The 26,240-nt window shown below is 65.9% G+C and carries 22 protein-coding genes and 1 tRNA gene; 12 read left to right on the top strand and 11 right to left on the bottom strand.

Annotated features, from left to right (window positions below; translation table 11 throughout):
- Positions 1-81: 81 nt before the first annotated feature.
- A complete protein-coding gene (locus COC42_RS08565; RefSeq protein ID WP_096342711.1) occupies positions 82-969 on the bottom strand; it encodes a LysR family transcriptional regulator in 888 nt (295 codons plus the stop codon).
- A gap of 105 nt (positions 970-1,074) precedes the next feature.
- Here COC42_RS08565 and COC42_RS08570 point away from each other — a divergent pair, with 105 nt between their 5' ends.
- From COC42_RS08570 to COC42_RS08595, 6 genes are all read left to right on the top strand, one after another.
- Positions 1,075-1,941 (top strand): SDR family oxidoreductase, encoded by an 867-nt coding sequence (locus tag COC42_RS08570; RefSeq protein WP_096342712.1) that lies wholly within the window; start codon positions 1,075-1,077, stop codon positions 1,939-1,941.
- Positions 1,942-2,337: 396 nt separating this feature from the next.
- On the top strand, positions 2,338-3,069 hold the full coding sequence (locus COC42_RS08575) for an alpha/beta hydrolase family protein (RefSeq protein WP_096342713.1): 732 nt from the start codon (positions 2,338-2,340) through the stop codon (positions 3,067-3,069).
- A gap of 161 nt (positions 3,070-3,230) precedes the next feature.
- Positions 3,231-5,012 (top strand): YbhB/YbcL family Raf kinase inhibitor-like protein, encoded by a 1,782-nt coding sequence (locus COC42_RS08580; protein ID WP_096342714.1) that lies wholly within the window; start codon positions 3,231-3,233, stop codon positions 5,010-5,012.
- A gap of 28 nt (positions 5,013-5,040) precedes the next feature.
- The gene (locus tag COC42_RS08585; protein ID WP_096342715.1) at positions 5,041-6,327 is read left to right on the top strand and encodes a cytochrome c; all 1,287 of its coding nucleotides are present in this window, start codon (positions 5,041-5,043) and stop codon (positions 6,325-6,327) included.
- Complete coding sequence (locus tag COC42_RS08590) at positions 6,324-6,815, top strand: (2Fe-2S)-binding protein (RefSeq protein WP_096342716.1); 492 nt, start codon at positions 6,324-6,326, stop codon at positions 6,813-6,815. The genes COC42_RS08585 and COC42_RS08590 overlap by 4 nt, the downstream gene beginning before the upstream one ends.
- Positions 6,812-9,025, top strand: coding sequence for a molybdopterin cofactor-binding domain-containing protein (locus COC42_RS08595; protein WP_096342717.1), 2,214 nt, complete (start codon positions 6,812-6,814; stop codon positions 9,023-9,025). The genes COC42_RS08590 and COC42_RS08595 overlap by 4 nt, the downstream gene beginning before the upstream one ends.
- A gap of 116 nt (positions 9,026-9,141) precedes the next feature.
- Here the strand turns inward: COC42_RS08595 and COC42_RS08600 are convergent, their stop codons facing one another.
- The 6 genes from COC42_RS08600 to COC42_RS08615 form a co-directional block, all read right to left on the bottom strand.
- Complete coding sequence (locus tag COC42_RS08600; RefSeq protein ID WP_245843943.1) at positions 9,142-10,878, bottom strand: SLC13 family permease; 1,737 nt, start codon at positions 10,876-10,878, stop codon at positions 9,142-9,144.
- A gap of 387 nt (positions 10,879-11,265) precedes the next feature.
- Positions 11,266-14,076: an MHYT domain-containing protein gene (locus tag COC42_RS08605; RefSeq protein WP_141395816.1), complete on the bottom strand. Its 2,811-nt coding sequence runs from the start codon at positions 14,074-14,076 to the stop codon at positions 11,266-11,268.
- Positions 14,077-15,182: 1,106 nt separating this feature from the next.
- On the bottom strand, positions 15,183-16,193 hold the full coding sequence (locus COC42_RS17430; RefSeq protein WP_141395817.1) for a hypothetical protein: 1,011 nt from the start codon (positions 16,191-16,193) through the stop codon (positions 15,183-15,185).
- Positions 16,194-16,285: 92 nt separating this feature from the next.
- Entirely contained in the window at positions 16,286-17,080 is a 795-nt protein-coding gene (locus COC42_RS17435) for a hypothetical protein (RefSeq protein ID WP_176484595.1), read from the bottom strand.
- On the bottom strand, positions 17,022-17,585 hold the full coding sequence (locus tag COC42_RS08610) for a hypothetical protein (RefSeq protein ID WP_141395819.1): 564 nt from the start codon (positions 17,583-17,585) through the stop codon (positions 17,022-17,024). Before COC42_RS08610 ends, COC42_RS17435 begins: the two co-directional genes overlap by 59 nt.
- A 178-nt stretch (positions 17,586-17,763) precedes the next feature.
- Positions 17,764-17,856: transfer RNA gene (locus tag COC42_RS08615), tRNA-Ser, on the bottom strand.
- 198 nt (positions 17,857-18,054) lie between these two features.
- Here COC42_RS08615 and COC42_RS08620 point away from each other — a divergent pair.
- The 6 genes from COC42_RS08620 to COC42_RS08645 all read left to right on the top strand — a co-directional run bounded on the left by COC42_RS08620 (position 18,055) and on the right by COC42_RS08645 (position 22,281).
- A complete protein-coding gene (locus COC42_RS08620; protein ID WP_096342720.1) occupies positions 18,055-18,822 on the top strand; it encodes a DUF1134 domain-containing protein in 768 nt (255 codons plus the stop codon).
- 110 nt (positions 18,823-18,932) lie between these two features.
- Entirely contained in the window at positions 18,933-19,640 is a 708-nt protein-coding gene (gene ftsE, locus COC42_RS08625) for a cell division ATP-binding protein FtsE (protein ID WP_096342721.1), read from the top strand.
- Positions 19,637-20,494, top strand: a complete 858-nt coding sequence (locus COC42_RS08630) for a cell division protein FtsX (protein WP_096342722.1) — start codon at positions 19,637-19,639, stop codon at positions 20,492-20,494. The genes ftsE and COC42_RS08630 overlap by 4 nt, the downstream gene beginning before the upstream one ends.
- 2 nt (positions 20,495-20,496) lie before the next feature.
- Positions 20,497-21,036, top strand: a complete 540-nt coding sequence (locus COC42_RS08635; protein WP_096342723.1) for a YdcF family protein — start codon at positions 20,497-20,499, stop codon at positions 21,034-21,036.
- On the top strand, positions 21,033-21,734 hold the full coding sequence (locus tag COC42_RS08640) for a lysophospholipid acyltransferase family protein (protein ID WP_176484596.1): 702 nt from the start codon (positions 21,033-21,035) through the stop codon (positions 21,732-21,734). Before COC42_RS08635 ends, COC42_RS08640 begins: the two co-directional genes overlap by 4 nt.
- A gap of 10 nt (positions 21,735-21,744) precedes the next feature.
- Complete coding sequence (locus tag COC42_RS08645; protein ID WP_096342724.1) at positions 21,745-22,281, top strand: NADPH-dependent FMN reductase; 537 nt, start codon at positions 21,745-21,747, stop codon at positions 22,279-22,281.
- Between the two features lie 174 nt (positions 22,282-22,455).
- Here the strand turns inward: COC42_RS08645 and COC42_RS08650 are convergent, their stop codons facing one another.
- The 4 genes from COC42_RS08650 to argH form a co-directional block, all read right to left on the bottom strand.
- A complete protein-coding gene (locus tag COC42_RS08650; protein ID WP_096342725.1) occupies positions 22,456-23,238 on the bottom strand; it encodes a precorrin-2 dehydrogenase/sirohydrochlorin ferrochelatase family protein in 783 nt (260 codons plus the stop codon).
- A gap of 118 nt (positions 23,239-23,356) precedes the next feature.
- Positions 23,357-24,613, bottom strand: coding sequence for a diaminopimelate decarboxylase (lysA, locus tag COC42_RS08655; protein ID WP_096342726.1), 1,257 nt, complete (start codon positions 24,611-24,613; stop codon positions 23,357-23,359).
- A 10-nt stretch (positions 24,614-24,623) separates the two neighbouring features.
- Positions 24,624-24,866, bottom strand: coding sequence for a hypothetical protein (locus COC42_RS08660; RefSeq protein WP_342747295.1), 243 nt, complete (start codon positions 24,864-24,866; stop codon positions 24,624-24,626).
- Complete coding sequence (gene argH, locus COC42_RS08665; protein WP_096342728.1) at positions 24,863-26,236, bottom strand: argininosuccinate lyase; 1,374 nt, start codon at positions 26,234-26,236, stop codon at positions 24,863-24,865. The genes COC42_RS08660 and argH overlap by 4 nt, the downstream gene beginning before the upstream one ends.
- Between the last annotated feature and the right edge of the window lie 4 nt (positions 26,237-26,240).

The following is a 26,240-nucleotide window of genomic DNA, read 5'->3' on the forward strand; positions in this document are numbered from 1 at the left end:
ATAGCGGTCTATGTTCGACAATCCGACATTCGCCCCTCGTTGATCTACGCGAGCAAGGCCTTGGTTTCACCGAGGGAGCCTTCATGGTTCGACATAGGCTGCAAGCTCTTCCGGTACTCCCGTTGGGAATGACTGACGCAGGAACTCGAGGAACGCCGCGACCCTTGCGTTGAGCAGCCTTCGGCTCGGATAAAGGGCCCATAGCGCGATGTCGGAGCCCGCCACGTCACCCCAGCGCGCGAGCCGACCATCGGCGATGTCACGGCCGACGAGCGACAGCGGAAGGCGCGCTGCCCCGCCCCCGGCGCGAACCGCGTCGCGAACCATCACCATCGACGACAGGCGCATGATCGGGCTGACCTTGAACGCCGCCGGGCCGCTTGATGTGCTCAGCGTCCAGGCCTCCGCCGCATCGCCATCGCGGATTACGACCGGCACGGTCTCGTCGGTTCGCCGCGGCAGGTCCGGCGCCGCCACCACCACCAGCCGGTCATGCAGGAACGGGCGACCGATCAGCGCTTCGTCGGCTGCGGGATCGACGCGGATCACGAGATCATAGCCCTCCTCAATCATGTCCACCGTCCGATCGTCGGTCGTGACCTCCAGCCGCACCTCCGGATGCTGCCGCACGAACTCGGCCGCGAGCCGCCCCATCGCGACTTGTCCGAACAGCAGCGGCACGCTGATCCGCAGCCGTCCCCGCACCCGCCCTCCGCCAGACGCGATTGCCGCGGCGGTCTCTTCCAGCTCGCTCAGTAGCGCGCCGGCGCGCTCGAAAAGCGCACGGCCTTCCTCCGTCAGTTTAAGGTCGCGTCGCCCCCGCTCGAAGAGGCGCAGGTCGAGCGCTGCTTCGAGCTCGGACACGCGGCGCGACAAGGTAGCCTTCGGCCGCCGGGCCGCGCGCCCCGCCTTGCCGAAGCCGCCGTGGCGAGCGACCAGCGTGAAATCCGCGAGCGCTAGCAGGTCCATGCGTTCCACCAGTGAGACACCGCGTCCAGATTGCGCGTCTATTTGCACGACTATGGATCACGCATCTTCGCTTCGTCAGCAAGACCTAACGAAGGAGCAAATGCCATGACCATTCTTGTGATCGGCGCCACCGGCCGTGTCGGGCGCCACGTCGTCGACCAACTCGTCCGGCGCGGCGCCGCCGTGCGCGTGCTCACCCGCGGTCCCGCCAAGGCGTTCTTTCCTGCGAGTGTCGAGGTTGCGCAGGGCGAGTTGCTCGACATCGATGCCGTCCGGTCCGCACTCGCCGGCGTGCGCACGCTGTTCCTCCTCAATGCCGTCACGGGCGACGAGTTCACCCAGGCGATCGTCACACTCAATCTGGCGCGCGAGGCGGGGATCGACCGCGTGGTCTACCTGTCGGTCTTCGACGCCGATCGCGCGGTCAATGTGCCCCACTTCGCCGTGAAGCATGGGGCCGAGCGGATGCTGGAGGCGATGGGCTTTGGCGCCACCATCCTGCGACCGACCTACTTCATCGACAACGAGGTCATGGTGAAGGACGTGATCCTCAACCACGGCGTGTACCCCATGCCGATCGGTAACAAGGGCCTCGCGATGGTCGACGCCCGCGACATCGCCGAGGTGGCCGCGATCGAGCTGATGCGCCGCGATACCGCCGAAGCCGCACTGCCGATCGAGACGATCAACATCGTCGGGCCGGACACGCTGACCGGCGAGGGGGTGGCGGCCATTTGGTCGGAGGTGCTCGGTCGGTCGATCGTCTATGGCGGCGACGATCCGAGCGGCTTCGAGGCCAACATGGCGACCTTCATGCCCAAATGGACCGCGTACGAGATGCGGCTGATGGCCCAGCGGTACGTCAGCGACGGCATGATCCCCCAGGCCGGCGATGTCGAACGCCTGACCTCGCTGCTGGGCCGTCCGCTACACAGCTACCGTGAGACCGCGACGCGGATCGCCGGCGGCTGACACGATACGCAAGGCGTCCACCTGTTGCTGACCACGGCCGGCGGCAGGTGGGCCCAGTCGCGGACGCTCAAGGGGCGTCGGCGCCTCCCCGACAACCGACATTCATTCATGCACTTAATAAAGTCTCAGCCTCCACTACGCTGCCTCTGATGAGGAGATTGGGCGAAACGACGTTCCTATCCGATGCAGAACGTGCGGACTGTTTGAAACTACGGCCGAGATCCTTGAAGATCGGGCTATGGTCGATCACTCCCAATCCTGGACAACCCGAGGATTTCCTCGTGTCCTGGCGTTCGGCTTAACCTCGTTACTGACGTTGGCAGGTGCCGCACCGGTACCCGACAGCTCGGGCGGGCGACTGCTGTCGATCACTGACGTGCTGAGCCGAGAGACAAGGTGGTCGCGCTGGGCATCGCCGATCCGGAGCGCGTGGGCGTATTCGGCCAAAGCTATGGCGGATACAGCGTCATGGGCCTGCTGGCGCAGACGAAGCGCTTCCGCGCGGGAGTGGCGATCGCTGGGATCAGCGAGTTGGTGTCGATGAATGGCCAGTTTGACCCCACCGCGCGTGGCTACCCGGACATCGAGCATGAGAAGAGTGCAAACACGGGCATCGTCGGGCAGTTTGGCCTCCACGCTCCACCCTGGGCAGACCCGGCCGGCTACCAACACAACTCGCCGCTCAGCTTCGTGAACAAGGTAGAGACGCCGCTGCTGCTGCTCCACGGCGGATTCGACATCCGCGGCGCGCCGACACAGTCTGAGCTGTTCTTCCAAGGCCTTACGCACGCGGGCGGACGGCCGAACTGGTCCGCTATGGCGGCGAAGGACACAGCCTGCACCAGTCGCCCGCCAACCTGCGCGACGTCTTTGAACGCATGGTGGCCTGGTTCGACCGCTTCCTGCAACCGGCCGCGGCGGATAGCATGTCTGGTAAAGGTTCGTGATGACCCAAAGATACCCCGGATCACGCGAATATGCGCCGAGGTTCACTCGCGGAGCACCAACCCCATTCCCGTCGCGTATTCGAGGCGCGCTGCTCGGTCGCATGGTCACCCGGGTAGCGGTCCGTTGTCATGCAGAAGGTCTGCTCGCCGTTCGATAAAATCGCGTAAATCAGGGCCGTAGCCAGAATCCTGCATCGGCGTTGTAGACCCACAATCGGCCGTTCGGCGGCGGTACGAACTTGTCCGAAAGTAGCCATTCCTTCATCGCGATGCGCTGTCCCGGCCCCGTGCGCCCGACAAGGCGGTTAAAGCATTGTAGCCCCGAACAAGGGGTAGCATTTCATGAAGATTGCACTGCTCGCTTCGACGCTCGTCCTCGCCGCTGCGCCCGCGTTCTCGCAAAGCAGTCCGGAGGACAACGACAAGCTGCCGGTGCAGGCCCACTTCTATGAACTGACGCCGCTGAAACCGGGACCCGACTTTGCCGCTTCGCTGAAGGTGCCAGCCGGCTACCGCGCCGCCGTTTGGGCGAGCGATCTGGGCAACTCGCGCGTCATGGCGCTGGCGCCGGACGGCTCTGTCTACGTGAGCCGGCGCTCGGAGGCCGATATCGTCCGCCTGATGGATGCGGACGGAGACGGTCGCGCGGACGGGCCGCCAAGGGTCATTGTCAATCGTCCTGGCCTGCACGGGCTGACGATCCACGACGACATGCTCTATTTCATGACAGCAAAGGAAGTGTTCCGTGCGCCGCTGCGTCCGGACGGCGGCATCGGCGCCGTCGAGACGCTGATCGACGACCTGCCGGATGCTGGACAGCACCCTAACAGAACGCTGGCGGTGGGCCCGGACCAGATGCTCTACATCAGCGCGGGCTCGACCTGTAACGCCTGCGACGAAACCAGCCAGGAGAGCGCGACGCTGGTCCGCGCAAGCCTGGACGGTAAAACGAGGCAGCTATGGGCATCGGGGTTGCGCAATACGATCGGGTTCGGATGGCACCCGCGAACCGGTGAACTGTGGGGCTGGGACCAGGGGATCGACTGGCTGGGCAACGACCTTCAGCGCGAGGAGGTCAACAAGATCGAGCGCGGAAAGCGCTACGGGTGGCCTTACGTCTTCGAAGATGGCAAGCGAAACCCGCAGGACGAGCCGCCGGGCGGCCTCACCGCCGCGCAATGGGCGGCGGCGTCGACGGATCCGACGCTGATGCACGTCGCCCACTCAGCGGGCATGCAGATGGCCTTTCATCCGGGTGGCGGCTTCGGGCCGGACGTCGCCGGTGATGCCTTCGTCGCACTGCGTGGAAGCTGGAACCGCAAGCCCGCGTCGGGCTACGGACTGGCGCGCATCCGCTTCGACGCGGAAGGTCAGGCGACGCGCGTCGAGGCCTTCGTCAGCGGCTTCATGAGCCGCGACGGCACTGGGCAGTACGGCCGACCATGCGGCGTAGCGGTGATGCGCGACGGCTCGATCCTGCTTTCGGACGATGCCAATGGCGTGATCTATCGCATTACCTACGACGGCGCGAGCGGACGGGCTGCGCCGCTCGCCGCGCCGTCCGGCCCGATGCTGGAACAGGCCGCGCGCGGCACAAACGTACCACTGGCGCTCGCGCGTCCGGAGACGCGAGCAAGCGGTTCGGCGAGGCTTACCGTCGGCGCGGCCGCCTTCTCCGCCAACGGTTCGATCCCGCGCGAGCATAGCGAATACGGGCTCGGCATCTCGCCCGCGCTGAACTGGTCCGCGGTCCCGAACGCCGCCTCCTATGCGATCCTCGTCGAGGACCCGGACGGATCGGCCAAGCCGGTCGTCCATTGGGTCGCCTGGAACATACCCGCGGGCACCACTCGCCTGCCGGAGGGGTTGCAGGAGCGCGACCGCCTTGACGGCGGGCCGCTGGAAGGCATCATGCAAGGCGCCGGCGGCCTCGGCACCGTGGGCTGGTACGGCCCGCGCCCGCAGAAGGGCGACGCCCCGCATCATTATCACTTCGAGGTGCTCGCGCTCGATCGCCAGCTGGATCTGCCGCTCGGGGCGACGCGCGACCAGCTGCTCGCCGCCGCCGCCGGACATGTGATCGCGACGGGCAACCTCGTCGGCACATATGCCGAGCCGAAGTGAGCCGCGTCCAGGTCCCCTCCACGCCGTGATGCGAGGTCGCCGCCTGAAGATCGCCGGAGTCGGCATCGCGATCGCTGGTGCGGTACTCGCGATCCTGCTGGCCATCGCGCATCGCCCGGCCATCGCGTCCATCGAGCGTCCCGATCCGCGCTCGTTCGACCCGGCGGTGGTCGCACGCGGCGCCAATTTGGCGCGGATCGGCAATTGCGTCAGCTGCCATCAGGCCGAAGGCGGCCGCCCTTATGCCGGCGGCTATCCGGTGACAACGCCGTTCGGCACTATCTACGGCAGCAACATCACCCCCGATCCCGACACCGGCATCGGTCACTGGTCGCGCGCAGCGTTCGCCCGTGCGATGCGCGAGGGTATCGGCCGCAACGGGAGGCATCTCTATCCCGCCTTCCCCTACACCCACTATGCGGGCGTGACCGATGGTGATGTGGACGCGCTCTACGCCTTCCTGATGACGCGCCCCGCAGTACGGGCGACGCCGCCCGACAACGACCTGATCCCGCCGCTTGGCTTCCGTCCCCTGCTGGCGGGATGGAAGCTTCTGTTCTTCCAGCCGGCTCCGATCCGCGTCGATCCGTCGCAATCGGCCGAGTGGAACCGCGGCCGCTATCTCGGCGAGACGCTTGCGCACTGCTCCGCCTGTCACAGTCCGCGCGGGCTGCTGCAGCAGGAGCAACGCGGGGCGGAAGCCTATGCCGGGGGCTGGTCTGGAGGCTGGTATGCGCCGCCGATCAACGCCCGCTCGCCGGCGGTCCGCACATGGACGCCGCAGCGCCTCGAAACCTATTTCCGCACCGGGCTGAGCCGCGATCACGCCGCGGCCGCGGGGCCCATGGGCCCGGTGACCTACAATCTGGCCCGGGCTGACCCGGCGGACGTGCGGGCACTCGCGCGCTATTACGCATGGTGGATGCGCAACGCGCCGGCGGCGAAAGTCGACCCCCCGCTACCCGATCGCCGCGCTCTGGCGGAGCGGCAGCATCCCGCCGGTGCGCGGCTCTACGAAGGGGCGTGCGCGACCTGTCACGAGCCCGGCGCGCCGATGGTCGTCGCGGGCCGTCCGGTGCTGCCGCTCGGCACGCCGCTGCACGAGGACAATCCGCGCGACACCATCCAGATCATCCTCCAGGGCCTGCGTCCGCCAGTGCAGGCGAGCGGCCCCTACATGCCCGCCTATGCCGACGCGCTGACCGACAGGCAGATCGCCGAGATCGTCGGCTATCTGAAGGTGCGGCATGGCTCGGGATCGGCGTGGGACGATCTGGAGAAGGAAGTGGCGAAGGCGCGGGAGGAGGGCCGGTGATCGAACTGAACGTCAACGGCGGTGTCGCTCGGGCTGACGTCGATCCCGCAACCCCGCTCCTCTATGTCCTGCGCGACGACCTCGGGCTGCACGCCGCGAAGTTCGGCTGCGGGCTCGGCCAGTGCGGCGCATGCACGGTCCTCGTCGACGACCGCCCGGTCTTCGCGTGCCTTCTTCCCGTCGGCGCGATCGGTGAACGCGCCGTGACGACCGTCGAGGGGCTCGGCACCACCGTCGAGCCGGGTGACGTCCAGCGCGCCTTCCTCCAAGAGCAGGCGGGACAATGCGGCTATTGCATCCCGGGCATGATCGCCCGCGCGGAGGCGCTGCTGCGACGCACGACGACGCCGACCGAGGAGGAAATGCGTGCCGCCATGGCACCTTCGCTATGCCGGTGCGGCACCCATATGCGGATTCTGCGCGCAGTGCGCCGGGCCGCGGTCGCGCGCGGTGGCGGCATCGTCGATCCCGCGGAGCCGGTCGCATGACCCAGTCACGCCGCGAAATGCTCGGCGGGCTGCTGGTCGCCTTCACGCTAGCGCCGGCAGTCCACGCGCAAACCGGCGGCGGGGAGGGAAGCGGCGGGCCGCCGACCGTTGCCCCCGACTTGGCCGGCACGCTCGCCAAGTTTCCCGATCTCGATGCCTGGATCCGCATTGCGCCCGACGGCCGCGTTACCGTGTTCACGGGCAAGGCGGAGCTCGGCACCGGCATCAAAACCGCCATCGCGCAGCTTGCCGCCGACGAACTTGACGTTGCCTTCGATCGGATCGACCTTATCACCGCGGACACGGGTCTGACCCCGAACGAGGGCGTGACCGCAGGTAGCCAGACGTTGGAGCAGAGCGGTACCGCCGTCGCCAACGCCGCGGCCAACGTACGGCTGCTCCTGGCCGAGGCGGCTGCGGCGCGCTGGGGCGTGGCCGCCACCGCCCTGTTCACACGCGATGGTGCGGTGCTGGACGGCAAGGGCCGGAGCGCCAGCTATGCAGACCTCGCCGGCACGACCTCACTCGCCGTGCGCGCACGTGCGGACGTGCCGCGCAAGCGCCGGGACGCTCGCCGGGTTATCGGACGCCCGGTACCGCGCGTCGACCTGCCCGCGAAGCTCACCGGGCTCCCCGCCTATGTCCACGACATGCGGCTCCCCGGCATGATGCACGCGCGCGTGCTGCGCGGGCCGAGCTCGGGCACCAAGGGGCGCTTCGACCTGTCGGCAATCGCGAGGCTGCCCGGCGTCGAGCGGATCGTGCGCCGCGGCGGCTTCGCCGCGATAGTCGGCCCGCGCGAGTGGCCGCTCGAGCGCGCACTGCACGCGGCAGGCCGAAGCGGCTGGACCGCAGAGTCGGGCGCCAACGCGCCGGGCGCGCTGCCGGATGCCTTGCTGCGGATGCGCCGTGAAACCCAGACGATCCAAGAACGGTACGACGAGCCAAACGTTCGCTCACTGCGGCGCCTGTCGGCGCGCTACGATCGACCATACCTGATGCACGGTGCGATCGGCCCCTCCTGCGCATTAGCCCTCTTCGAGGACGGGCGACTCACCGTTTGGACTCATAGTCAGGGCGTCGAGCCACTGCGCGCGTCCATCGCTGAACTGCTGGCCATGTCGGCCGAACGGGTCCGTTGCGTTCACCGCGAGGGCGCGGGCTGCTACGGCCACAATGGCGCCGACGATGTCGCGGGCGACGCCGCGCTCGTCGCAGTTGCCATGCCCGGCGTGCCAGTCCGCCTGCAATGGAGCCGCGAGCAGGAGCATGGCTGGGAGCCGCTCGGCCCCGCCATGATGGCGCAGCTCGACGGGAACCTCGACGCCTCCGGGCGCATCGTGTCATGGGGTCATCAGGTCTGGAGCAACACCCACAGCACGCGGCCAACCGCCGCGGGCGATCTCCTCGCGGGTCGCGAGATCATCCCTCCTTTCCCCGCCACCCCGCCAAAGCCTATTCCGCAACCGAACGGAGGCGGCGACCGCAACGCCATCCCGCTCTACGCATTTCCCAACAGCCGAGTGGTCAGCCACTTCCTTCCCGACATGCCGATCCGCGTCTCGGCGCTGCGGGGCCTCGGTGCGCATCTCAACATCTTCGCGCTCGAAAGCTTCATGGACGAGCTTGCTGCAGCGGCGGGGCGAGATCCCGTCGCCTTCCGCCTCGCGCACCTTGACGACTCGCGCGCGGCGGCAGTCATCCGCCGCGCCGCGACGCGCTTCGACTGGCAGGGCTACAGGGCGATGCCGCACCGCGGGCGCGGCTTCGCCTTCGCCCGCTACAAGAACCACGGTGCGTACCTAGCCGTCGCGCTCGATGTCGAACGCGTGCCGGACGAAGGCCGCCTGATCGTCCATCGCGCCGTTGCTGCGGTCGACAGCGGCGAAGCCGTCAACCCCGATGGCATCCGCAACCAGGTGGAGGGCGGCATTGTCCAGTCGCTTAGCTGGAGCGCCTACGAGTCGGCTGGCCATGACGGCACGCGCCGCAGCGACTACGACTGGAGTACGTATCCCATCCTCCGCTTCGGCGATGCGCCGCGTAGCGTCGTAGTCGACGTCGTAGACCGACCTGGCATGCCGTTTTTGGGCACCGGCGAGTGTGCGCAAGGACCGACCGCCGCAGCGCTCGCCAATGCCTTGTGGGCGGCGGAGGGGAGGAGGAGCAGGTCGCTACCCGTCGCGCGATCCAGCGCCGGGTTCCTTTGACCCAGATCCGGCCGTCCAGTGCTTCCTTAATGCCGCCCGTAATCGGACGCTCGTTCATCGCCGTCGACGTTGCAGGCTAGGGTCGATCCGGTAGCCCAGACGGCGCTCCCCGGTCATCAAATCGGCCAAAACAACAGGATCAGCGGTGTGCCAAATACAAGCACCAGCAGCGACAATGGGGCGCCCAGCCGCGCATAATCGCCAAAGCGGTAGCCGCCCGGCCCCAGCACCAGCGTGTTGCACTGATGGCCGATCGGCGTGAGGAAGTCGCAGCCCGCTCCTACCGCCGTCGCCATCAGGAAAGCCTCGGGCCGATAGCCCAGGTCACCGGCAAACTGCGCGGCGATCGGCGCCATAACCAGGACGGTGGCCGCGTTGTTGAGAAACGGCGTCACCGCCATCGCCGCGGCAAGAATGAGCGCCACCGCGCCCCATGGCGGCAGCGCCGCCGCGACGCCGGCCAGCTGCGTCGCGATCACGTCCGACGCGCCGGTCGTGCGCAGCGAGTCCGACACCGGGATCAGCGCGCCAAGCATGACGAGGATCGGCCATTCGACATGGTCATACGCCTCGCGCGGGGTGATCGCGCCGGTCGCGATGACCAGGCCGGCGGCGGCGAAGAAGGCGACCGCCACCGGGACCCACCCCATCGCGGTCAGGAACATCGCGCCCGCGAGGATCGAGATCGGCAACCACCGAGCACGCTTCGATCCCAGCCGCAGGTCGCGCTCGGCGAGCGGCAGGCAGCCGAGCTCACGCAGCCGCTCGGGCATCGCCTCCAACGGTCCCTGCAGGACGACCACGTCGCCCGCGCGCAGGACGATGTTGGCAAGCCGCCGGGACAATCGCTCTCCGCGCCGCGACATCGCAATCAGATTCACGCCATAGATGCGCTGAAGATCCAGCCCTCCCGCGGTCTGCCCCTCCAGCCGCGAGCCGAAATTGACGACTGCCTCGATCACGCCGATCTCGCCGCCGACGCTGGCCCCCTCGCCTTCATTTCGCTCGCGCGTCATGTCGCGTGCTTCGCCTTCATAGGCCAAGCGATCGCCCGCGATCACACGCTCGAGCGCATCGGGTTCGCCGCCGAGGATCAGCGTGTCGCCCTCGTCCAGTTGAGTATCAGGCTCGGGAAAGCTGCGGATGCCTGCGCGCAAGATGCGGGTGATCGAGACCTCGCCCTCGTGCCGGTCCAGAAATTCACGCACCGTCTCACCCACCGCCGCCGATTCGGCGGGTAGGACGACCTCGGTCACATAGCCGGTAACATCGAGCGCCTCCCCCATCGTCGGCGCTGCCCGCCGGCCGCGCGGGAGCAGCCGATAAGCGAAACGCAGGTAGATCAGGCCGATGACAAACAACCCGAGGCCGACGGGGGTATAGTCGAACATGCCAAACGGCGCCCCCGTCATCTGCTCGCGCGATCGACTGACGATGATGTTGGGCGACGTGCCGACCAGCGTCATCAATCCGCCGAGCAGTGCCGCGAACGACATCGGCATCAGGAAGACCGAGGGGCTGGCGTCGTTCTTCTTCGCCATCTGGAACGCGCCGGGCATCAGCATCGCCAACGCACCGATATTCTTGACGATCGCACTCGCGAACCCGACCGAGGCAGTGAGGACGAGAAGCTGGCTCCTTACCCGCGTGACGCGCCGGGCGAGCCGCCGAAGCGCCCGCTCGATCACCCCCGACCGCTGAACCGCACCCGAAATGACGAGTGCAGACCCCACAATGATGACGATGTCGTCGGAGAAGCCCTTGAACGCATCCGCGGGCTTGACGATGCCCAGCGCCAGCGCTGCCAGCAGCGCAATGATCGCGGTCACGTCGTAGCGAAACCGCCCCCACATAAAGAGCCCCATCATCCCGAGTAGGGTCGCGATCGAGAGCATTTGGGGGAGCGTCAGCATCAAGGGCACAAATGCCTCAGATCGCTCGCATGTCCATTGACCAAGATTGGACGTTCAAACTGCCCCTCCCGCTCGCCAGAATCGGACGGCCGTTCATCGCGGCCTCCAACGGCGGCTATGCCCCCACTCCCGACCTTTGCGACACGTTGCGCTTCAAACGAAAACAGTCATCACTCGCCGTCGGAACAAAGATTGCGTTCTGATAGTGAGTCGAATGCCGCATTCGACTCCGTGCGCTTTGAAGTCAAAGATACATTTCGGCGTTGCTTTTCCACGAGACGTCGACTGAGGATACCTTTTGCTGAGGCAGCTCTTGGCTTTGCATCTTCAGTTGTAGATTTTGTTCAGGGCCTCGGCCAAATCGGCCCGCAGAAACGGCTTATGCAGCCTGGGGAGTTCAGGATCGATGCTAGCCTCGTCAGCATAACCGGAGATTACGAGCATCCCCAATTTGGGGTCACGCTGGCGGACCGCGCGCGCCAGTTCGGTTCCGGTCATGCCAGGCATGATGTGGTCGGTAATCAGCAAGTCCACCATCAAACCTTGGTCGATCAATGTCCACGCTTGCGCGGCCGAAGAAGCTCCCACGACGGTATAGCCAAGATCGAGAAGCATCTCTTCGGTCGATGCTCGCACGGCATCGTCGTCATCGACCAGCAGCACTGTGCCCTGGCCGTGCGTTGGCTCGGTTTCTTGGACATTCGCGCGCTTTGGCAACGGGAGCGTGGTTGTCGGAACCCACAAGCAGATCTCCGTGCCCTCACCAAGCGCACTGTTGATGGTGAGCGCGCCGCCGAGTTGGGCGGCGAGGCCATGAGCCATCGACAGACCGAGCCCGGTTCCGCGTCCCACGCCCTTAGTCGAGAAGAACGGCTCCACAGCGCGAAGCCTCGTCTCCTCGTCCATCCCGGTGCCATTGTCGGCGATGCAAAGGCGGACATAGTCCCCCGAACGAAGGTTGCCGGCCGCCTCCGCCTCGACCGTAGCGCGGGCGACGGAAATTCGGAGTGTCCCGCCATTCGGCATGGCGTCGCGCGCGTTCACGCTCAAGTTGAGCAGCGCCATCTCGAGCTGATTTGGATCGACCAGTGCCGCGGGAAGATCGGGTTCTGGATCGAATTCGACCTGGATTCGCGAGCCGAGCGTCCGCGAGATCAGCTCGATCATGCCGCGCGCGAGCTCGGTGACGTCCGTCGGCACGGCTTGGAGGGGCTGCCGCCGGGCGAATGACAAGAGTCGCTGAACCAGCGTTCGGGCGCGCTCGGTCGATTGCAGCGCCCCGGCGATAATACGTCGATCACGCTCGTCCCCCAGGCCCTTTTGGTTGAGGCGGTCAAGGGCTCCCATGATCGGCGTCAGCAGGTTGTTGAAGTCATGCGCAACGCCTCCGGTCAACTGCCCCATGGCCTCCATTTTCTGGGACTGGCGCAGCGCCTCCTCCGCCGCAATCTGGGCGCTCACGTTGCGGCTTGACCCGATTATCCGGGTGACCTGACCGGACTGGTCGCAAAGCGGTACCAGCGTCGTGTCCCAGTGTTGCAATTCGCCGTTGAGCGTGAAGATTTCGCGATAGCGATAGATTTGGCGTGTTTCTGCGGCATGGCGATAAGTCTGGATGACCCGCGTCGCGAGTTCCGGCGGCATGAAATCCTGAACTCGCTTGCCGCGAATTTCCTCGAGCCTAAATCCGACCCCGATTTCGTGCGCCGGATTGATCTGCTCGACCACAAAATTCATGTCGGGATCGACGCCGATCACAAAGAGGGGATCGGGGGTGTTCTCGAAATATGCCTGGTAAAGGGCATCGACCTCGCGCCTGGCTGTCTCGACAAGCTGCAACTCCCGGGTGCGCGTTTCCACCCGTGCCTCGAGCGTCGCGTTCAGCTCGCGCAGCTGGTCCTCGATCGCGACGCGTTCGATGACCAATCGGATCCGCTCGGCCATTTCTTCCATGAACGCCACTTCGTCGGCGCGCCACCTGCGCGGCCCGCAATCGTTGAGATACACGATCGTGCGCAATCGACCTTCGCGCACGAACGGCACCACGAGGATCGCCCGTGTATCGACGTCCCGCGCCGTTTCGTGCGTGAGCGCCTCATCGCTGAGCGACGACGTGAGCAAATCCTCGATCACGATCGTCTTTCCTGCATTTAGGGCGGCGACAATCTTCACCCCGAACGCCGCCGCCGGATAGCGACCTATCAACGGCGGAACCACGCCATCCGTCCAGCATATGCGGTAATCGAACTGATCCTCATCCGGATCGAGATCGCCGAAGCCTGCCCTCGCGACCCCGAAATGCTCGCCGAGCAGCGACGCTACATCCTGCAGGGCTGCGTCGGCATCGGCACCGCGCAGAATATCGGCGACTTTGAGCCGCAATGTAGTGCGCGCCTCGCGACGGGCTGCACGCCTGAACATCCGCTCAAGCTGCGCTGCGCCCAGCGATAAAAGCAGGATGAGAACCGTGATGAAGCTGATGGCGATTGCCAAATATGTCTGCCCGAAGCTCGCCGCCCCTCTTGCTTCATCGACTTGCGAGTTCATCACGAAGTCAGCGGCATACATGCCCGAATAGTGCATGCCAGAGATCGCCCCACCCATGACCCCGGCCGCGAGCCAGCGGACTCCGATCTGCTGATCGCGCGATGCCAGCCACATGGCAACCGTGGCGGCAGCGAGCGCGATGATCACGGAGATCACGACCCAGCGCCAATCATAGCTCAGTGCGGCGGGCATCCGCATTGCCGCCATGCCGAGATAATGCATCGCGACCACACCCATGGCGATGAGCGCGCCGGACATTGCAATACGCGGCGGCGACACCTGGTGCCAGTTGAACGCCGCCAACCCTGCGCCCGTAAACCCGATCGCGAGCGCCAGAGATGCAAAGGTCGGGATCAGGTTATAGGAGATCGACATGCCGGGCACGCTGAATGCCAGCATCGCGACGAAGTGCATCGACCAGATGCCCCCGCCCAATGCGACCGCAGCGGCCATCAGCCAGATATTGCGTGCTCGCCCTTTAGACGCGCGGATTCTGTTCGCCAAGCTAAGCGCTGTGAACGAAGCAAGCACCGCGACCGCGATCGACAGGAGAACGAGATGGTGGTCGTGCGTGCCGTTAATGCTGGTCACCGACACCCTCGTCACACTGCTAAGAACAATACGGCCACTACGCCATCATCTAGGCCAGCTGACAGTTCAAGCGAGATGAAAGCGCATTAACATGGATCATTAAGCGCTATCGAATTGCCTTCTAAATGAGGAAATAGGAACATATTGCCGTAGCAGACCATATTTACTTGTGGGGAAGAATGCCATGGGTCACAATCCCCACCGCCCCTTTTTACGGGTCGTGTAATTGCTGCACCAGACTGGCAACAGACCGCGACAGACTCGTCGCGCCGTCCGGTTTCCCGGCTCTCTGGGTAGAAGCGGACGGGCAGGTAGCGGCCAACTCGCGCCATTCCGGTGAAGCTGCAAGAACGTCAGCACCCGGCAGAAGGCCAGACAGAGATCTTCGCGCAGCTAAGGTCTTACGGCCAAGGCCACTGTCGGTGGCGAAGGCGTGAATTGCCTTGGCGAAGCCCAAAGTCGATATGACTTGTCTCGAGCAAATTGAGCTCACGCCGGACCGCTTGCTGGGTAGCGTGCTTGCAATCGTGAAGACGCTTTGGAGGGATTAGTCGAGGCGCCGACCGCGCAGGGCTAGGTCGCCGCGGACCTCAAGCGGCGCGTTTACGTCATCCGTAGGAAGGGCGACTCCGTAATTGCCTATCCGCTCAGGCGGTCGCCAGTGCACTACATCGGGCGCGGCTCCGCCCTTAGTAGACTGTCCTCTCACCTTCTGCGGTAGCTCCACGAGATCGACGGTTTCGAGAAAGTCGTGCGCATCGCAATCGGCGCCTACCGGATTCAGCGAAAGAACGTCACTGAGATGTTAAAGTATGTTGAGGCCAACTTAATAGATTGGTTTGCCGATAAGTACGGCGTAATACTTTTCTCCAACAACCGCCGCGAGACGGTCTATGAAGGCTGCGTGATCTAACCGGTTGAGCGGTGGTCTCGATTGAGTCTGGATCCCATAGATCCGCTTCGATCCGCGCTGATCCACGACTCAAACTGGGTTGCTATCGGGTTGCCAGCCCTCCGGGATTTAGTTGGAGGTCGACAGTGTCGCGTTTGATCATACCCCACGAGACCCCGAGTAATGGACGATCAGCCGCCACCAATCCTGAAACTCACCTTACAGCTGACACCAAACCATCGATCTGTTGATCCATTCGTTCCGCAAACTCGCTAGGTAGCTTCATGACGCCCGCGGCATAGAAACCGATCCGCTTGGCGAATTGCCGAGCCCGAGGCGTTAAAAATAACTTACCAGCACGTAAGTCGGAAGCGCTATCAATATTCGCCATTTGGCGCAGACTAAGTTCTCGGAGCGCAATCACGCAGTTATGTACTTGTGTTGGCGCCTCCAGCAATCCACGCACCAATTGAATCAATTGGGGCCAAAGCACTAAGGAGATTCCCTGCTCACTTGTTCCCTCGTGAGCGGCAAGAAGCTCATACATTCGGCGAAGATTGGCGACGCCCTCTGGGCCGCCCCACAGATAGTACCGGAGGAAGGTGCTAAACTCCTTTTCTCCAATTGCTAAATCTATCACCAACCGAAGATCTTGCACCATCAATAAAAAAAGGTAAGAGAACCCTACGACACACTCAACAAAAGCAGCCATATGCAGCGGCTTTGCTGGGTTTAACTCCCCCTTGTGCTGCAGAAGTCGCGATATAAATCTGCGAAAAGCACGGGCTGGGTCAGTGCAAAGTGGAACCTCCTGCTGAATTGCCAGAAGGATTTCTGCCACAGCTGGCTGCTTCAGGGCCGCATCATTAATTCTATGCCAGTTTTCAAGGTTTCCGGCATAGGATTGGAGCACGCGATATTCGGGATTTGTCGCGGCGGCATAAGAGTCAAAAGCCCCCGAGCCGAAAATGGTAACATCCAACTTGCGGGCTGCAAGGCGATGTGCGGGTTCCGCCGGCTTGCCCATTATGATTATACCTTCGCGTGCTCCAACATATCGCATCAGGCCCGAGAGCCAAAGCGCACGTGCGAAGGCCGGCCCCCCGGCGCTTTTGCAGTCGAATATGCTCTTCCCCACCGTGCCATCTTCGCGCAGCGAAATCCCAAGGACATCCAGATCCGTGATCTTTTTGGGGGTCGCAGTCAGATCGACGCCAGTAAACACGTCAACCTCGAGAAAAGGGAGAAGACCGGAGCTTACACAAAATCTAAGTGCGTGCTCCTTAGCGGGATTGTCTTGGTCCGATCGCGCCATCTTTACACCAAATTCAGCGTGAGTTGATCCCATTGCTCTTTTGCTGCCGCACTCGGCTTAATCTTTTGCCGCTCCCTGAGAGTTTTGCTGCCAAGCACAGAGCTTACATACTTGTCATCCATCTGCAGAAGCGATCTTGCCTCATCGTCTCGTCGCATTTCGACTCGAGCTTCTCCACCATCGGCCAACATGATAGCCAGTTCGACCGCTTCCACATTCTCTTCTGTGCGGCGAAGGTGAAACTTGTGCCAACCCGGTTTAGTCTCAACAAAATACCCGATATTGAAAGTTGAAGCGACTTTTCCGTACTGCCTGCGAGCCTCTGTATTCGCACCCAAATATCCGTCGGTGAGTAAGGTGCTGAGCACAACGCTTGGCTTCCGTATAGGATATGCAAACGGCAAAAGTTGCCCTTTCCGAACCGCCGAAAGCAAAGCCATCGCGCGCTCATAGATGTCACGCTTACCTGGCGAGAGTCGCGCGGCGCCAGGCCGCGGTGTGAACAGGAAGGTTTCGGCAAAACTGCCGATTTCAATCGTAGGAGGCTTAAGGATATTTTCGGACGCCAGCATACGTATAAGCTCCACCTGAACGGTGGTGAGCGGGCGGCCTGAAACGCGCTGCTGCGCAATGATCAGACTAAGGGGCCAGCCCTGATGTGCCTTCAAGACGGAGACAACATACTCAAAGTCTGTTCCTCCGACTTTAGCAAGTAAGTCGGCAAGGCCGGCATTATTGTCAGCGAAGTATACAGGACTCAAGAGTACGGTTTGTCCCCCTGACCCGGTGATCAGCAATTAGACCACTTTCGCTACCAATCGCCAGGCATCTATCGAGAAGACTCGATTCCATTCCGGTTCTTGATAGTAGCCTGTCCTTATTCTCTGGCTTCTTTTGCAGCTCCGCCATGATCCTCACCATGGCTTGCTCAGTCTCGTTAAGACGGAACTCTGAGGAGTAGTCTCCAATCTTCTGGTAAACGTCCTCAAAGTAAGGCACCTCGGGGTCAACCTTGGTGATTGTTTTGCCCGTCTCGTACAGACGAACCATTCCGACCTCTTCAAGCGTTCGAAGTACCGGTTTCAGCGCTACCGTGGGTATGTTGAAAAGGCTGTCCGAAACCCTAGCAAGCACCGGGTATTCGATTTCCGGCAGGCCGCGAATCTGTACAGCTAGCGATGCTGCCATTCCAAGCATACGGAGGTCGTCGAAGTCACCGACTTCGAAGGCACCGATACCCGTCTGGATATCACCCGCATATTCGGCAAGGCTTTTACCAGAAAAACTATCAGCTTTCGTCAAGCTCCCCTCCTGCAGCGTTTCACGTTTCGCCGCCCGGTCCAACCTCAGCGGACGATCGCATATCGGCCGGCATGCTATTGCATGCAGGTATCAGCGAGACAGGTTGTTGGCTAGATTGATGGTCGGAGAGTCGGAAAAGCAGAAATATTGAGCGAACTTGGCTACTTGGCCAAGCCGCTGGCGGAGACGGAGGGATTCGAACCCTCGGTACGGGATTTACCCATACGGCGGTTTAGCAAACCGCTGGTTTCAGCCACTCACCCACGTCTCCGGGTCCGATCGGTGCTGAAGGCGCGGCTATAGCGAGGGGTAGAAGGGGGATCAACCGCGATTGCATTTTGGCGGCGGCGATTCGTTCCGGCGCGGCATGGGGTCGCCCTGTCGCCCGTTCATTGCGGCTTCACCTTGGAAACGTGTATCGTTTCGGGGCATGGCGTGCGTTTCGCCATCGGGACTTGGGGGAAGAACGATGGCGGGTAAATGGCTGATCGCGCTGGCAAGTGCGGCAATGGCGGCGGCGCCGCTGTCGGCGCAGGTCCGCACGATCGATCCCAACAGCGCGATCGACGCCGACCTCAATGGACAGACGTCGCCGCCCGCGCAGGCGCCGCTCAGCCAGGACGAGATGACCGTCGATCCGGGTCCGCAGGAGCCCGTCGATCAGGCCCCGCCGCCCGCGGCCGCCCCCGTGACGACGCAGGCGCCCGCCCCCACCGGCGCCCCCGTCGCCGCCGATCGGACCGCCGCCGCCGAGGAGACCTTCGCCCGCGACGACCTGATGAGCGCGGCCGAGGGGGTGTTCGGCAAAGGCGCGCAGGGCCTGGCCGGCATGCTCGAAAAGCTGTTGTCCGAACAGGGGCGCCCCAACGCCTATATCGCCGGGCGCGAGGCGTCGGGCGCGTTCGTCGTCGGCGTCCGCTACGGCTCGGGAATAATGACGCACAGGGTCGAGGGGCAACGGCCGGTCTACTGGACGGGGCCGTCATTGGGCTTCGACGTGGGCGGCGACGCCAACAAGGTGTTCGTGCTCGTCTACAACCTCTATGATTCGCAGGAGCTCTACCGCCGCTTTCCCGCCGCCGAGGGGCGCGTCTATTTCGTCGGCGGGTTCGCCGCCACCTATCTGCGCCGCGGCGACGTGGTGCTGATCCCGATCCGGCTGGGCGTCGGCTGGCGGCTGGGCGCCAATGTCGGCTATATGAACTTCACTGAAAAGTCGAAGTGGCTGCCCTTTTGAGCCGCTGAGCCGGATGGCGGCACCGGCACCGCAAGCCAAGTGCATGTCTTGAGCGGCCGCGTGCGGCGTGCGATGGCTCGCAGCCTTGAAAGGGCGCGCAAGCATCAGGCATGGCCAATATCGTCCAGTTCGAGAATGTCGGCCTGCGCTACGGATCGAGCCCCGAGACGCTGTCCGACCTGTCGTTCGCGCTGCGGGCGGGCGCCTTCTACTTCGTGACCGGCACCTCGGGCGCCGGCAAGACCTCGCTCCTGCGCCTCCTCTATCTCGCCCAGCGGCCGAGCCGCGGCGTCATCCGGCTGTTCGGCGAGGATGCGGTGACGCTGCCTCGCGGGCGCCTGCCGGGGTTCCGGCGGCGGATCGGCGTCGTCTTCCAGGATTTCCGCCTGCTGCCGCACCTGACGGCGTATGAGAATATCGCGCTCCCCCTCCGCCTCGCCGGCCATGACGAGGGCGAGCTGGACGAGGCGGTGCGCGAGATGCTCGCCTGGGTCGGCCTGTCCAACCGCGCCGATGCGCGCCCGGCGACGCTGTCGGGCGGCGAGCAGCAGCGCATCGCCATCGCCCGCGCGGTCATCAACCGGCCAGAGATGCTGGTCGCCGACGAGCCCACCGGCAATGTCGATCCCGAAATGGCCGATCGGCTGCTCCATCTGTTCGACAGCCTCAACAAGCTCGGCACCACCGTCGTCGTCGCGACCCACGACCTGCACCTGCTCGGCCGCGTGCCCGATGCGCAGATGATGCGGATCGAGAAGGGCCGGCTGATCGACCCGACCGGCAATCTGCGTCACCCACCGGCCGAGGCCGGACGATGACCCGTCCCGCCGCCGAGCATCGCTGGCTCGACGATGCGCGCACGATGCGGGCGATGCGCGCAATCATGGCGATCATGCTGTTTCTGACGGTACTTGCCGCGGCGCTGGGCCTCGCGACCTGGACGGCGACGCGCGCGCTCGATGCCGAGCTGGCGGGGCGGCTGACGGTGCAACTGACCGACGGCAGCGGCGGCCCGGCGCTCGCCGCGCGGCTGCGCGCGCTGCCGCAGGTGACGCGCGCCGAGGCGGTCGATCGCGCACGCCTTGCGGCGCTGCTCGAGCCCTGGCTGGGCGAGGCAGGACTCGACGCCGACCTGCCGATGCCGGCGATGATCGACGTCGACCTGGCCGATCCGACCGAGATCGCCGCGGTCGAGCGAATCGTGCGCGCCGCCGCGCCAACCGCCCGCATCGATCGGCACGCCACCTGGCTGGCGCCGGTCCGCGGTTTCATTGCGACGCTGGCAGGACTGGCGGCGGGCCTCGTCCTGCTCGTCGCCGCGGCGACCGCATCGGTCGTGCTGCTCGCCGCGCGCGCTGGGCTCGACACCCATGCCGAGACGATCGAGGTGCTGCACATGCTCGGCTCGACCGACGTCCAGCTCGCGCGGCTGTTCGCGCGGCGGATCGCCACCGACACGCTGATGGGCGGTGCCATCGGGACGCTGGCGGCGCTCGGATTCCTTGGCTTTCTCGGCACGCGGCTCGGGGCGTTGGGAGCGGAGATCGTCGCAGGGATCGGGCTTCGCGCGGGCGACTGGGCGGTGCTGGCGATTCTGCCACTCCTCTTCGCGCTGATGGCGGCGCTCGCGGCGCGCTGGGCGGTGCTGCGCGCGCTGGCCAAGCGGCTGTGAGCGTGCTGCTGCGCATCGTGGCCTTCATGGCGCTTGCCTATGCGCTCGGCTTCGCCTTGTTCCTGCTCGGCCTCGGCCACCCGCTCGAGGGGCAGCGGACCGACGCGATCGTCGTGCCGACCGGCGGCGCGGGCCGGATCGACCGGGGGTTGGCGCTGCTCGAAGCGGGCAAGGCCAAGCGCATGCTCGTGACCGGCGTCGATCCGAGCGTCCGCCCGCGCGAACTCGCCGCCGTCTACGAGGCGACGCCGCGCCGCGTCTTCGACTGCTGCGTCGACCTAGGGCAGGAGGCGATCGACACGCGCTCCAACGCCGACGAAACCGCTGCCTGGGTGCGGACGAACCGCTTCCGTACCGTCCGCCTCGTCACCTCCGACTGGCACATGGCCCGCGCCCAATTGGAGCTTCAGAATGCGCTTGGCAGCGAGGTCGAGATTTTCGGCGACCCCGTCCGCACCAACGCGCGTTTCGGCATGTTGTTCAGCGAATACAACAAGCTGCTGATCCGCCGCGTCGCGCTGATCGCCGGCTATCGAGGATGATCGGGCGGATAAGGTCATGGCTGTTCGACGCGGCCTTTTACGGCGGGTCGGTGGGGTTCGTGCTGGCGGCGCCCGTCGCCGCGCTGTTCAGCCGCCGGGCGCTGCTCGGCGTCGTGATGGGCTGGCTGCGCTGGCACCGCTTCTGCGCGAATGTCATCATGGGTATGCGCACGCAGGTAGAGGGCGCGCCGCTTCATCGCCCCGGCTTTTACGTCGCCAAGCATCAGGCGTTCTACGAAACCTTCGAACTGGCGCTGATCCTCGGCGGCCCGGCGATCGTGATGAAGGCCGAGCTGGCGAGCATCCCGCTCTGGGGCTGGGCGGCGCGGCAATACGGCGTGATCGTCGTCGATCGGTCGGGTTCGGCGACGGCGCTGCGCCAGATGCTGCGCGAGGCGAAGGCGGCGCGCGCCGCGGGACGATCGGTACTGATCTTTCCGGAGGGGACGCGCGTCCTGCCGGGGGAGGCACCGCCCGTCCGCGCGGGCTTCGCCGCGCTCTACAAGGCGCTGTCACTGCCAACGGTGCCAGTGGCACTCGACAGCGCGCGCGTCTGGCCGCGGCGCGGGCCGAAGCGGCCGGGCGTCGTCACCTTCCGCTTCGGCGAGCCGCTCGATCCGGCATTGCCGCGCGAGGCGGCGGAGGCGCGCATCCATGCCGGCATCAACGCGCTGGAGCCCGCCGCGCGGATCGGCTAGCGCGGGCGCCATGCAGGGACTTCACGTCGTCGGGCTGGGCGGGACGCTCCGCCCCACCTCCACCACCTCGCGGCTGCTTGACGCGGCGCTCGATCATGCAGCGGCGGCGGGCGCGCGCACGACGTTGCTCACCGGCGAAGCGATCGACTTCCCCAATTACGATCCGGAGGCGAGCACGCCGAACCCCCGCGTCGAGCATTTCGTCGCGACGATCCGCTCGGCCGATGCGCTGCTGATCGGCTCACCGGGCTATCACGGCACGCTGTCGGGCCTCGTCAAGAACGCCCTCGACCATGTCGAGATGACCCGCGGCGACGATCGCGTCTATTTCGACGGCCTGCCCGTGGGGTTGGTCGCGACGGCGGCGGGATGGCAGGCGGCGGTGACGACGCTCCAGGCGCTGCGCGGCATCGTCCACGCGCTGCGCGGCTGGCCGACGCCGATCGGCATCGCTGTCAATTCAGCCGCGGGCGGCGACGTGGTGGCCGAGGCGCGCCCGCAGATCGAGCTGATGATGGGGCAGATCGCGGGGTTCCTGCGTTGTTGAGGGGCCCGCCCCCTAGCTTGTGATGTGGTGAGTATTATCGACCATTCGCGGGAAGCCGGTGACAAGGGTCGCGAACTCACCGCCTTCGGCGTGCAGGACGGAGCCTGCTGGAACGGCGGCCGACCGCTCGTCGCAGTCGTGGAGGGTCGAAGTCGCAATCCGGCTTCCGCACATCTAGACGGCATCGGGCAGCGCCATCGACAGGTCGACCGTCAGTCCCGACCCGGGCTCGACCGCCTCGCACAGCAACCGCTCGGCGTCGGCCCTTGCGCGCGCGAGGACCGCGGAGGGCACGTCGGCGCGGTGGCAGACGCGGTCGGCGCTGGCGAGCAGCCGCGCAACTCGCAGCGTCAGGTCGTCGGGGTCGGGGGAGGTCAGGACGATTGTCTCGACCCGGTCGCCGGTTTCGGCCTCGGGTTGATCGAGCCATCGCTCGACGCTGGCACCATCGGCCCCGCTGAGCGGATCAAGCACCCCGCCCGGCTCCAGCGCCCGGGCCAACGCCCGCCGCCGCGCCGGTCCTTCGGGAAAGCGCGCGCGCATCGCGTCGCGCGCTGCGCTCAGCACCCTTGCGAGGTCGCCGACATTCGCGGGCAGCCACGCCTCGATCCGCTGGCGCAGCGCCGCGGCGAGGCCCGCAGACGCGCCGCCCGTCGCGACCGCCACCAGCACCGGCGAGCGGTCGACAATCGCGGGCAGCGTGAAGTCGCAGAGCGCCGGCCGATCGACGACGTTGACGAGCAACCCGCGCGCCTTGAGCCGCACGGCGGCCGCCACCGCCTCGCCCTCGTCTTCGATCGCGACGATCGCGAGGCGCGCGTCCGGATCGTCGGCGACCGCAACGGCGCCTGCCCGCTCGATCAGCCGGCGCTTGGCGTCGGCCGCCTCGCCCTCGCCAAGAAGGATGACGGGCTTGCCGTCGAGCCGCACGACGATCGGCAGGCCCGTCTCGCGCATCAGCCGTGCGCCCCCGTGCACCCGCGCAGGTGGGAGCCTGGGGCCAAGCGGGAGGAAGGGCGGTTCAAGTGGGTCCGGGCTTCCGCATTCGCGGGAGCACAAGGGTCACACACCGTCGTCACAGCCAGTCGGGCACGGTCTCGCCCGCCATCTGTGCCGCCGGCTCGATACGGTCGGACACGACGGCGAAGCGGGCGCCGTCGACCAGCACCTCGGGCACCTTGGCGCGGCTGTTATAGGTGCTCGCCATCGTCGCGCCATACGCGCCGGCGGTGCGGAACACGGCGAGGTCACCCGCCGCCACCGCGTTGATCTCCCGCGCCTTGGCGAAGGTGTCGCCGCTTTCGCAGACAGGGCCGGCGATATTGGCGACGAGGCGCTCGCCGGTCGGCCGTACCGCGACGAAGTCGTGATACGCATCGTAGAGCGCCGGCCGCGCGAGGTCGTTCATGGCCGCATCGACGATGACCCAAGGGTGCCCGCCCGACGGCTTGACCCAGACAACCCGCGTCAGCAGCACGCCGGCATTGCCCGCGATGACGCGTCCGGGCTCGAACATCAGCCTCACGTTCCAGCCTGCAGTGACTCGCGCCACCATCTCGCCAAACGCGGCGGGCGACGGCATCGTCTCGCCGGGGCGGTAGGGGACGCCAAGACCGCCGCCGAGGTCGACATGCGTGATGCGGTGCCCCGCCGCCCGCAGCGTCGCCACCATCTCGCCAACCCGCCGGTACGCGGCCTCCAGCGGCGCGAGGTCGCCCAGCTGGCTGCCGATATGGACGGCGATGCCGCGCAGCTCGATGCCCGGCTTGCCCGCCAGCCGCGCGAAGATGCCGGGGGCCTCGCCGATCGCGACGCCGAACTTGTTCTCGGCCTTGCCGGTCGAGATTTTGGCGTGGGTGCCCGCGTCCACGTCCGGATTGACGCGCAGCACCGCGGGCGCGGTCAGCCCGCGCTCGGCCGCCAGCGCGGCGAGGACATGGCCCTCCTCCTCAAGCTCGAGGTTGAACTGGCCGATGCCGGTATCCAGCCCTTGGATCAGCTCGGCGCGCGTCTTCCCGACGCCGGAGAACACCACGTCGCCGGGCGCCATCCCGGCCGCGACCGCACGCGCCATCTCGCCGCCCGACACGACGTCCGCGCCGTAGCCGGCCTTCGCCAACACGCGCAGCACGGCAAGGTTTGGATTGGCCTTGACCGCATAGGCGATATGCTTGTCCGCGACGCCCGACAGCCCCTCGCGGAACACCGCCGCATGCCGCTCCAGCGTGGCGCGCGAGTAGATGTAGACCGGCGTGCCGACCGCTTCCGCAATCGCCTCGACGCTCACATCCTCGACAAACAGCGCGCCGCCCCGGTGCTGGAAATGGTCCATCAGCGTGCCATCAGCGCTGCGGCGGGAGCTGGAAGGGGTCGTTGGGCCGCTCTTCCGAATTGCGCAGCAGCTCGTCGCTGCGCTGCGGGCGCTGCTGTGTCGTCGCCGTCGTCAGGTCGTCGGGACCGGGCGTCGCGGCGGCGCCATAGGGGGCAGGCGGCGGCGCCTCGCCCTCGGGGAGCTTGAGCGTGCCGCGCGCGCCGCAGCCGGCGAGCGACAGGATCAGGACGGGGAGAATGAGCGCGCGCATCATGCCTTTTCGCCTGCCCGGCGCGCGCGGGCAATGGCCTCGCGAACCCGTTCGGGCGCGGTGCCGCCGAAACTGCGCCGGCTGGCGACCGAGGCATCGATCGACAGCACGTCGAAAACCGCGGGCGTGATCCGCGCATCGATCGCGGTCAGCTCTTCGATCGGCATCGCCTCGAGCTTCACCCCCAGCGCCTCCGCCCGGGCGACGACGCGGCCGGTCACGTGATGCGCCTCGCGAAACGGCAAGCCCGCCTCGCGCACGAGCCAGTCGGCGAGATCGGTAGCGGTGGCGAATCCCGCGTCGGCGACCGCGCGCATCCGCTCGGTACGGAAGGTCGCGCTCTCGACCATCCCCGTCATCGCGGCGAGGCACAGGCCGATCAGGTCGTGCGCCTCGAACACCGGCGGCTTGTCGTCCTGCATATCCTTCGAATAGGCGAGCGGCAGGCCCTTCATCGTCACCATGAGCGCGGTCATGCAGCCCATGATCCGCCCCGCATGCCCGCGCACCAGCTCGGCCGCGTCGGGGTTGCGCTTCTGCGGCATGATCGAACTGCCCGTCGACCATTGATCGCTCAAGGCCACGAAGCCGAAGGGCTGCGAGGCCCAGAGCACGAACTCCTCGGCCAGCCGGCTGAGGTGCAGCGCGCACTGCGTCGCGGCGGTCAGGTAATCGAGCGCGAAGTCGCGGTCGCTCACCCCGTCCAATGAATTGCCCATCGGCCGGTCGAAACCGAGCGCCTTCGCCGTCGCCTCGCGGTCGATCGGAAAGCCCGTGCCGGCGAGCGCCGCCGAGCCGAGCGGACACTCGTTCATCCGCGCCCGCGCATCGGCGAAGCGGCTGACGTCGCGCGCCAGCATCGCGTGATAGGCCATCAGGTGGTGGCCGAGCGTCACCGGCTGTGCCGACTGAAGATGCGTAAAGCCCGGCATCACGTCGGCGGCATGCTGGTCCGCGCGCGCGAGCAGGGCGTCCTGAAGCGCGTAGAGCGCCGCCAGCACCTCGTCGATCGCGTCGCGCGTCCACAGGCGGAAGTCGGTCGCCACCTGATCGTTGCGGCTGCGCGCGGTGTGCAGGCGTCCCGCCCCCGGCCCAATCTTTTCGGCCAGTCGCGCCTCGGACTGCATGTGGATGTCCTCGAGCGCGAGGTCGTTCGCCGGGCCGTCGCGTTCGTAATCCGCCGCCACCGCATCGAGACCGTCTAGAATCGCCGCCACGTCTTCCGCCGCGACGATGCCCTGCGCACCCAGCATCGCGGCGTGCGCCTTCGACGCGGCGATGTCCTGTCGCCACATCCGCTTGTCGAACGGAATCGAGGCGTTAATCTCGCGCATCACCGAAGAGGGGCCTTCGGCGAACCGCCCGCCCCACATCTGA

It is taken from the genome of Sphingomonas spermidinifaciens, from assembly GCF_002351485.1.
GTDB lineage: Bacteria > Pseudomonadota > Alphaproteobacteria > Sphingomonadales > Sphingomonadaceae > Sphingomonas > Sphingomonas spermidinifaciens.

Bases quoted from the DNA above. Each gene is read 5' to 3' on its own strand.
- COC42_RS08565 (WP_096342711.1), bottom strand. From the start codon at position 969: ATGGACCTGCTAGCGCTCGCGGATTTCACGCTGGTCGCTCGCCACGGC.
- COC42_RS08570 (WP_096342712.1), top strand. From the start codon at position 1,075: ATGACCATTCTTGTGATCGGCGCCACCGGCCGTGTCGGGCGCCACGTC.
- COC42_RS08580 (WP_096342714.1), top strand. From the start codon at position 3,231: ATGAAGATTGCACTGCTCGCTTCGACGCTCGTCCTCGCCGCTGCGCCC.
- COC42_RS08585 (WP_096342715.1), top strand. From the start codon at position 5,041: ATGCGAGGTCGCCGCCTGAAGATCGCCGGAGTCGGCATCGCGATCGCT.
- COC42_RS08595 (WP_096342717.1), top strand. From the start codon at position 6,812: ATGACCCAGTCACGCCGCGAAATGCTCGGCGGGCTGCTGGTCGCCTTC.
- COC42_RS08600 (WP_245843943.1), bottom strand. From the start codon at position 10,878: ATGTGGGGGCGGTTTCGCTACGACGTGACCGCGATCATTGCGCTGCTG.
- COC42_RS08620 (WP_096342720.1), top strand. From the start codon at position 18,055: ATGGCGGGTAAATGGCTGATCGCGCTGGCAAGTGCGGCAATGGCGGCG.
- ftsE (WP_096342721.1), top strand. From the start codon at position 18,933: ATGGCCAATATCGTCCAGTTCGAGAATGTCGGCCTGCGCTACGGATCG.
- COC42_RS08630 (WP_096342722.1), top strand. From the start codon at position 19,637: ATGACCCGTCCCGCCGCCGAGCATCGCTGGCTCGACGATGCGCGCACG.
- COC42_RS08640 (WP_176484596.1), top strand. From the start codon at position 21,033: ATGATCGGGCGGATAAGGTCATGGCTGTTCGACGCGGCCTTTTACGGC.
- COC42_RS08645 (WP_096342724.1), top strand. From the start codon at position 21,745: ATGCAGGGACTTCACGTCGTCGGGCTGGGCGGGACGCTCCGCCCCACC.
- COC42_RS08650 (WP_096342725.1), bottom strand. From the start codon at position 23,238: ATGCGCGAGACGGGCCTGCCGATCGTCGTGCGGCTCGACGGCAAGCCC.
- lysA (WP_096342726.1), bottom strand. From the start codon at position 24,613: ATGGACCATTTCCAGCACCGGGGCGGCGCGCTGTTTGTCGAGGATGTG.
- COC42_RS08660 (WP_342747295.1), bottom strand. From the start codon at position 24,866: ATGATGCGCGCGCTCATTCTCCCCGTCCTGATCCTGTCGCTCGCCGGC.
- argH (WP_096342728.1), bottom strand. From the start codon at position 26,236: ATGTGGGGCGGGCGGTTCGCCGAAGGCCCCTCTTCGGTGATGCGCGAG.